The following is a 7,206-nucleotide window of genomic DNA, read 5'->3' on the forward strand; positions in this document are numbered from 1 at the left end:
AAAGCGATTTTTGGTGCCTTTTTTCGCTTTGGAAAAAAGGTACTCGCCATCAGCCTGCGAAGCAGGCGGGCGAAACGCCTTTGACTTGTCGAGGCCACCACACCGCCCGGTGGCGCCAGCCCAGCCCCTCGCCACCCAGCCCCTCGCCACCCAGCCCCTCGCCACCACCAGCGGTGGTTCACCAGGAAGAGGTGACGGTCTCCGCCAACTGTCGGGCCCACAGCACCTGGGCCCGGGCGTTGGGGTGAAAGCCGTCGCGGCAGAACAGATCGTCAGGGCGCTCGACGAAATCCATCGGTGCATGCAGCAGCCCCGGCCGGCATCCGGCCAAGCGCCCGGTGACGGCGTCGAGCAGCGCCGCGCGCAGCCCGAGCATGGTCGAGAGGGGGCGCGGCAGCGCCGGAAAATGCTGCATCGGGGGAATGCCGGCCAGCACGATCCGGTCCGGATCGAGGCGGCTGCAAACGGCGTCGAGCAATCGTGCCAGTTCGCCGTGCCAGGCGCGCGCCGAGCGCTGCCGCAGGCAGTCGTTGACGCCCAGGGCGATGACGGCGATATGGGTCGGTCCGGTGTCGAGTAGCGGCAGCAGTTTCTCGCGGGCGAAATTCGCGGTGGCGCCGCTGCGGGCCGCTGCCCGCCATTCGACCTGCCGCCCGGAGATCGCGGCCAGTTCCGCGGCCAGGCGCGGCATGACGCCCTCGGACTGGTCGGCCAACCCGACGGCGGCCATGGGCGACTCCCCGAGGCCGGCAATGCGGATGGTCGGTTCGCTGCCTGCCAGATTGCCCGAGCGATCGCCGGGCGCCTCGTCGAGGCGCGGGACGCGCCCGCGCAGCCACCGGCCCTGCAGCCAATACAGCGGCGCGCCGGCCAGCGTGAGCGTGGCCGCAGCCTGGAGCAGCCGCAGACGGCTAGGCGAGACCAAGCTGCTCGGCGGCCGCGGCGGCCCGCTCTACACGGGCCTGCAGTCGGGATTCGCCGACATCGCGTCCACCATCGAATTCCACCCAGCCCTGGCCATGGCGGCGACACAGGTTCGAGAGCACTTTGACGTGTTGGGGAGAATCATTGAGGCAGGGGATGTATTCGAGCGACTCGCCGCCGGCTTCGATGAATTCCTCTCGGCCTTCCACCGCGATCTCGTCGAGCGTTTCGAGGCAGTCGATCGAAAAGCCCGGGCAGACCACCTGGAGTTTCTTGACGCCTTCTTTCGCCAGTTTCTCCAGCGTCTTGTCGGTGTAGGGCTTGAGCCATTCGGCGCGGCCCAGGCGGGACTGGAAAGTGACCATCCACTCCTCCCCGGCCAGCCCGAGCCTGTCCGCGATCGCGCGCGCGCTCGCCTGGCACTGGCAATAGTAGGGATCTCCGGCGAGCAAGTTCTTCCTGGGGATGCCGTGGAAGGAAAACAGCAGCTTGTCGGGCTTTTCGCGCTCGGCGCGGAAGCGCCCGATGGCGTCGGCCACGGCGGCCTGCCAGCTCTCTTCGTGGTGGAAGTCGTTGATGAAGCGCACTTCGGGCAGCCAGCGCAGACGCTGCAGGGAATTGGTCACCTGGTCGAAAACCGATGCCGTGGTCGTCGCCGAATACTGCGGATACATCGGCAGTACCAGCAGGCGCTGGATGTTCTCGCGCCGCAGTCTGTCGATGGCCGAGTCGATGTCCGGCTGGCCGTAGCTCATCGCCAGCATGACCTTGATCCGCGGCAGATCGCTCTGCAGCTCGGCTTCGAGCTTGTGCGCGAGCTTGCGGCTTTCGACCAGCAGGGGTGAGCCGTGTTCGGTCCAGACCCGGGCATAGGCCTCGGCCGACTTGGGTGAGCGAAACGGCACGATGAAGCCGTTGAGGATGAACCACCAGATCGGCCTGGGCACCTCGATCACGCGCCGGTCGGACAGGAACTGGCGTAAATAGGGTCGCAGCGCCTTGGCCGTGGGTGCCTCGGGCGTGCCGAGATTGACCATCAATACGGCTGCGCGGGCGGCTTCCCGGTGCGCGTTGACCTGGCGGGTGGCGTCGATGGTATCGACCAGTCGATCTCGGGAACCGGACATGGGTTCTCCTGATTGGCTCATGGATCCCCGATTGTACTGACGCGGGCGTGAGCACAGTGATCTAATGGCCCGCTACTGGGGGATTCTGGACAATTCTGCTATGATGTGCCCCGTCGGAGTAAAAGGAAAACAACAAGCGATGCGCGTGTCCACGCCTCTGTGCTGGAGAAGTGTGGTTCTGGTCGTTATTCTGGCGGCCAGCGTGTCGGCGTGGGCGCAGCCGGTCGGCTACTCGATCAATTCACGCGGCAATTTCCAGGATAGCAGCCGGGTGTTCGCACTTTGGCGCATCGATCTCGCCACGGGTGCCGAAACCTATGTCGGCTGGACCGGCCAGGGCGATTTTATCGACATCGAAGGCCTGGCCTTTGATTCCGAGGGCCGCTTGTACGGCGCCGACGACAGCGAAAACACCCTGGTCCGCATTGGGACCGAATCCGGCAATGCCATTCCCGTCGGTGGAGCAGCCCGCAACATGGGCGTGCCGACGGGGGTCAACATGGATTTCGGCATGACCTTCACCTGCGAAGGTCGGCTGCTGGTCTCGTCGGCGGGCGAAGAGTCGCTCTTTCTCGCCGATGTCGAAACCGGGGAGCTCGAGTCGCTTGGCGGCCTCGGCGTGCCGATCGTCGACATGGCCGCCATCGGAAGCACGATCTATGGAATCGGGCTGGGAACCGACGGCAACGGCAACGAACTGACCCCCAATCTCTATCGCATCGATCCGGACGCACCCGCGGCCGAATTGATCGGGCCACTGGGCGACCAGGCAAGCCCTTACAACCAGGCCGGTCTGGCGGCGGACGAGGACGGTACCTTGTGGGCCATTACCGATCGCAATCGGGTGTCCAACTCTTCCTCCGAGCTGCCCAGCGAGATCCTGCGCATCGATCCGGCAAGCGGTGAGGCAACGCTCGTGGCCGAAACCATCGTCGGAATCGAATCCCTGGCGATCGCCCCGACGGGTGATTGCAGCCGCGGAACGCCGCCCCAGGCCTCGGCGGTGCCGGCGCTGTCCATGCCCGCCCTGGGCTTTTTCGTTCTGCTCGTGATGGCGGTTGCGGCCGTCCCGCTTCGCCGGCTGACGGCAAGCTGATAAACTGAAGGCTTTCCCCCAGGGCCAATCCGGGCCCGCAATCTAGAGGTCTAGCGCATGGGAATCGGCAACATTGGTTGGACCCAGCTCCTGGTCGTACTCGTCATCGTGCTGCTCATCTTCGGCACCAAGCGTATTCGGAATATCGGCAGCGATCTCGGCGGCGCCATTCGCGAGTTTCGCAAGGGCGTGGGCGACAACGACGAAGACGATTCCGCCGCCTCGAAGGATGAGACCGAAGCGGACTCGCGGGACAAGGGCGAGCCGACTTCCAGACGGGAGCAGTGATTCGTGGGTGGCGTGGGCATCAGCGAACTGCTGTTGCTGGCCCTGATCTTGCTCCTGGTGGTCGGGCCGCGTCGCTTGCCGGAAGTGGCGCGAACGGTCGGCCGCTGGACACGTCACGCCCGCTCGGCCTGGGTCAGCCTCAAGTCCGAGTTCCAGGAAGAGATGGATCGCGATCACAATCGGCGCATTCTCGAGTCCGAGCAGGCCGCGAAAGCGCCCGAAGCCGCCGAGCAGGCCCAGCATGAGCGAAGAGACGACGCGGACTGATCCCGAGCTGTCGCTGCTCGATCATCTGGTCGAACTGCGCGGCCGCCTGTTGCGGGCGGTGGTCTCGATCGTGCTCGTCGTCCTGGTCCTGGCGCCGTTTGCCCGCAAGATCTACAGCGTGCTGGCCGAGCCCCTGGTGCGTCACCTGCCCGAAGGGGCGAGCATGATCGCCATCGACGTGGCGTCGCCCTTTCTCACGCCCTTCAAGCTGGTCTTGATCCTGGCGATTCTCATCGCCATGCCCTATGTTCTCTACCAGCTCTGGGCTTTTGTCGCCCCGGGCCTTTACCGCCACGAGCAGCGGCTTGCAAGGCCCCTGTTGGGCATGGCCGTGGGCCTGTTCTATGCCGGCTGCGCGTTTGCCTATTTCGTCGTGTTCCCGGTCGTGTTCGCTTTCTTCGCCTCGATGGCGCCCGAGGGCGTGGCGATGATGACCGACATCAACCGCTACCTCGATTTCGTGCTGACGCTCTTTCTGGCGTTCGGCCTGGCCTTCCAGGTGCCGGTGGCGACGATCATCCTCGTGGCGCTGGGAATCACCACGCCCGCGGCGCTGGGCCGGATGCGCGGTTACGTCGTCGTGGGTGCCTTCACGGTCGCGATGCTGCTGACACCGCCCGACATGATCTCGCAGACCCTGCTGGCGCTGCCGGTCTTGCTGCTCTACGAGCTGGGCATCATCGCCGCGCGAGTGCTGGTCCGCCGACCCCGCGATGCGCAAGCGTCGGACGATCAAGCCAACAGCTGATTGTCCGCTTCCTGACCGTCGTCGCCGCCGGGTGACCCGAACACGGCGCGAAACGCGACCCATTGGCTGCCGGCCATCAGCAGCTGGACGAACATGGCCGCGAGCATGAATAGCACTTGGGCGATCATCTGACCGGCGCTTCCCATCGCCAGGCCCAGGGTCATCATGACGATGCCGAATACGAAGCCGAGGGCGACGACCATCGCGATCACCACCAGGCCGAAAGCGAGAAAGCCCGCCCAGTTGGCGACCGTTGCACGCAAGCTGGCCGCCAGCGCGCCGGCGGCGCCGATATCGTGAAACATGACCAGCGGGATGGCGAAGTACATGGCGGCCATCACCCCGGCCATGATGCCGGCGGCGACCAGCGGCATCGGCCCCAGCGAGAGCTGGTCGAGCATTTCGGCCATGGCCTCGGGCGTTTGCTGGGCGGCCTGGATCTGTTCGGCCGTGACCTGGCCGCTGAGCCAGCTCGACAGCACCAGCAGGGCTAGCAGGCTACCGAGTATGCCGAACGCGCCCAGCGCCAGCAGGCGCTTGCGCAGGTCGGGGCGCCCCCACGCCGCGAACAGCATGGTCGGCGCCGGGCGGCGTCCGGACGAGACCTGGGCGAAGGCGGTGATGGCGCCGGCGGTCAACAGCGGGGTGATCAGCATCATCGCCAGTTGGCCGATGACCGGGATGACGGCGATCATCGATACCAGCAGCCACAGGGCGGCCAGGCCGGCGAACGGTCCAAATGCGGAAAAGAGCAACTCGGCGGCAGTCGGCAGCCAGCGCAATCCGGCCGAGAAGCCCGCTCGGGCGTGCCTGGGCGCGCTCATGACGGGCTCTTGACCGCGGCCGATGCGAGCGCTTCGCGAGCCGACCAGGAGACCGCCTCGCGCAAGGCGCCCGGCACCTCCTCGGGTTCCGCGACGGTCTGCCATTGTTCCAGGTGCGTGCGGTTCATGAAGTTTTCGGACACGGCGTACCCCAGGAAGTCGAGCAGGCGGTCGTAGTAGCCACTGGTATTGACCAGCACGATCGGCCCGAGAAATTGTCCGAGTCGCTTGAGCGTCATGGCCTCGAACAGCTCCTCGAAGGTGCCGCAGCCGCCGGGCAGGGCGATGACCGCATCGCATTCCTCGAGCATGCGGGCCTTGCGAACACGCATGTCCGAAACCACTTCGAGTTTGTGCAGGCCTTGGTGTCCGCGCTCGACACGCGTGAGAAACTCGGGGATGATGCCCAGGACCTCTGCGCCTTCGGCAAGGGCGCCGTCCGCCATGGCGCCCATCAGTCCGGTACTGCCGCCGCCGTAAACGACTCGGAGGCCGGCCGAGCCGAGTGTTCGACCCAGGCGTTCGGCCGCATCGATGTAGACGCGCTCGAGGGCCTGGCTGGATGCGGCGTAAACCGTGACGCTCTTGATAGACATGAATGGAAGAATGCGAAAGTTGCCGAATATGCTTCATTGTAAACAGTCGCTGGCCGCCGCGGTGCTGCTCCTGTCGATGTTGGCGGGTTGCGGCGGCAGCGACGGCCCCGACCAGGCGCAGTCGCCCGGAGAAGCAGCCTTCGGCCGTCACTGTGCCGGCTGCCACGGCATGCAGGGACAGGGGCGTCCGCCCGCCTTTCCGCCGCTGGCCGGTTCCGAGTGGATGGCCCTGCCGCCGGAAGCCCTGACCGCCATCGTGCTGCTGGGCCTGCGTGGCGAGATCGAGGTGTCGGGCCGGGTCTATGCGGGTTACATGCCGCCCATGCAGCACATCGACGATGCCCGGGTGGCCGACATCGTGGCCTACGTCAAACTGAACTGGGCGGAGGACGCTCCGGACTGGACCGCCGCCGACGTGGCCGGCTTGAGGTCCGCGCTTGCCGGCCGGCCGGTGCCCGAGGGCCGCGAAGGCCTGGAACGCCTGCTCGAGGAGCTGCCATGAATCAACCGTTTCCGTCCCGGCAACAGGGCAATCCACCGGTCTCCATGATCCTGCTCGGCATCACGGTGGTGATTTACTTCGTGCAGATGACGGCGATGACCGATGTCATAAGGCTGTTCGCCCTGTGGCCGGTCTCGACGCCGGATTTGATCCGTTTTGCCGACGGCGGCACGATGTCGACCGGCTTCGCGCCGTGGCAGCTGATCAGCTACGGCTTTCTGCATGGCGGCCTGGCGCACCTGTTCTTCAACATGTTCGCGCTCTACATGTTCGGCCTTCCGGTCGAGCGCGTCTGGGGTGCGCGCCGGTTCGTCGTCTACTATTTCGTGTGCCTGGTGGGTGCGGCCGTGATCCAGCTGGCCGTGGCCGCGATCAGCGGCGATGTCTATCCCACCATCGGTGCATCGGGTGCGGTGTTCGGTCTGCTGCTGGCCTACGGCCTGATGTTTCCCAACAGCACCATCATGCTTCTGATTCCGCCCATTCCGATGAAGGCCAAGTACTTCGTGGTGGGCTACGGCTTGTTGACGCTGTTCTTCGGCATGACCGGTACCATGCCGGGTGTGGCGCATTTCGCGCACCTGGGCGGTATGCTGTTCGGCTTCGGGCTGATTCTGTACTGGGGCAGCCGCCGCAGCCGCTTGCGTTAGTGTACCCCGTCACTCATCTTGTAACTTATAGAGCGCCGTACAAGCCCGAGCGCAAGGCGGCGCTCGCCGGGAAGGGTGGTGGCCCTTTGCAAGAGCGCCAACGCCGCGATCGGGCTTGTACGGCGCTCCCGGTCGGGGGGGGGGGGGCGCGGGCGGGGGGGGGGGGGGGGGGTGGGGGGGTGTT

At 65.8% G+C, this 7,206-nt stretch carries 9 protein-coding genes and 1 pseudogene; 6 read left to right on the forward strand and 4 right to left on the reverse strand.

Features of this window, described 5'->3' with window-relative positions; translation table 11 throughout:
- Positions 1-178: 178 nt before the first annotated feature.
- Both ACDC67_RS15775 and hemH read right to left on the reverse strand, forming a co-directional pair.
- Positions 179-925 carry an SGNH/GDSL hydrolase family protein gene (locus tag ACDC67_RS15775; RefSeq protein WP_376694594.1) on the reverse strand — a complete coding sequence of 249 codons (747 nt, stop codon included), beginning with the start codon at positions 923-925 and terminating at the stop codon, positions 179-181.
- On the reverse strand, positions 912-2,051 hold the full coding sequence (gene hemH, locus ACDC67_RS15780) for a ferrochelatase (protein ID WP_376694595.1): 1,140 nt from the start codon (positions 2,049-2,051) through the stop codon (positions 912-914). Before hemH ends, ACDC67_RS15775 begins: the two co-directional genes overlap by 14 nt.
- 172 nt (positions 2,052-2,223) lie before the next feature.
- Here hemH and ACDC67_RS15785 point away from each other — a divergent pair, with 172 nt between their 5' ends.
- The 4 genes and pseudogenes from ACDC67_RS15785 to tatC form a co-directional block, all read left to right on the forward strand.
- The gene (locus tag ACDC67_RS15785; protein ID WP_376694596.1) at positions 2,224-3,147 is read left to right on the forward strand and encodes an NHL repeat-containing protein; all 924 of its coding nucleotides are present in this window, start codon (positions 2,224-2,226) and stop codon (positions 3,145-3,147) included.
- Positions 3,148-3,204: 57 nt separating this feature from the next.
- Positions 3,205-3,435: a twin-arginine translocase TatA/TatE family subunit gene (tatA, locus tag ACDC67_RS15790; RefSeq protein ID WP_376694597.1), complete on the forward strand. Its 231-nt coding sequence runs from the start codon at positions 3,205-3,207 to the stop codon at positions 3,433-3,435.
- Positions 3,436-3,438: 3 nt separating this feature from the next.
- On the forward strand, positions 3,439-3,702 hold the full coding sequence (gene tatB, locus ACDC67_RS15795; protein WP_376694598.1) for a Sec-independent protein translocase protein TatB: 264 nt from the start codon (positions 3,439-3,441) through the stop codon (positions 3,700-3,702).
- Positions 3,677-4,435: pseudogene (tatC, locus tag ACDC67_RS15800) on the forward strand (twin-arginine translocase subunit TatC); the annotation flags it as partial. The gene tatB and the pseudogene tatC, both read left to right, overlap by 26 nt.
- On the opposite strand, the gene ACDC67_RS15805 reads toward tatC, so the two are convergent.
- Together ACDC67_RS15805 and ACDC67_RS15810 are read right to left on the reverse strand one after the other, a co-directional pair.
- Positions 4,435-5,274, reverse strand: coding sequence for a BPSS1780 family membrane protein (locus ACDC67_RS15805; protein ID WP_376694599.1), 840 nt, complete (start codon positions 5,272-5,274; stop codon positions 4,435-4,437). The pseudogene tatC and the gene ACDC67_RS15805 sit on opposite strands and share 1 nt — an antisense overlap.
- Positions 5,271-5,870, reverse strand: a complete 600-nt coding sequence (locus tag ACDC67_RS15810; RefSeq protein WP_376694600.1) for an LOG family protein — start codon at positions 5,868-5,870, stop codon at positions 5,271-5,273. The genes ACDC67_RS15805 and ACDC67_RS15810 overlap by 4 nt, the downstream gene beginning before the upstream one ends.
- Before the next feature lie 28 nt (positions 5,871-5,898).
- On the opposite strand from ACDC67_RS15810, the gene ACDC67_RS15815 reads away from it, so the two are divergent.
- The gene (locus ACDC67_RS15815; protein WP_376694601.1) at positions 5,899-6,372 is read left to right on the forward strand and encodes a c-type cytochrome; all 474 of its coding nucleotides are present in this window, start codon (positions 5,899-5,901) and stop codon (positions 6,370-6,372) included.
- Positions 6,369-7,022: a rhomboid family intramembrane serine protease gene (locus tag ACDC67_RS15820; protein WP_376694602.1), complete on the forward strand. Its 654-nt coding sequence runs from the start codon at positions 6,369-6,371 to the stop codon at positions 7,020-7,022. The genes ACDC67_RS15815 and ACDC67_RS15820 overlap by 4 nt, the downstream gene beginning before the upstream one ends.
- Positions 7,023-7,206: the final 184 nt, after the last annotated feature.

This window comes from Wenzhouxiangella indolica, from assembly GCF_042310355.1.
Classification (GTDB): Bacteria; Pseudomonadota; Gammaproteobacteria; order Xanthomonadales; family Wenzhouxiangellaceae; genus Wenzhouxiangella.

Excerpts from the sequence above, each read along its gene's own strand:
- hemH (WP_376694595.1), bottom strand. The coding sequence starts at position 2,051 with ATGTCCGGTTCCCGAGATCGACTGGTCGATACCATCGACGCCACCCGC.
- tatA (WP_376694597.1), top strand. The coding sequence starts at position 3,205 with ATGGGAATCGGCAACATTGGTTGGACCCAGCTCCTGGTCGTACTCGTC.
- ACDC67_RS15805 (WP_376694599.1), bottom strand. The coding sequence starts at position 5,274 with ATGAGCGCGCCCAGGCACGCCCGAGCGGGCTTCTCGGCCGGATTGCGC.
- ACDC67_RS15810 (WP_376694600.1), bottom strand. The coding sequence starts at position 5,870 with ATGTCTATCAAGAGCGTCACGGTTTACGCCGCATCCAGCCAGGCCCTC.
- ACDC67_RS15815 (WP_376694601.1), top strand. The coding sequence starts at position 5,899 with ATGCTTCATTGTAAACAGTCGCTGGCCGCCGCGGTGCTGCTCCTGTCG.
- ACDC67_RS15820 (WP_376694602.1), top strand. The coding sequence starts at position 6,369 with ATGAATCAACCGTTTCCGTCCCGGCAACAGGGCAATCCACCGGTCTCC.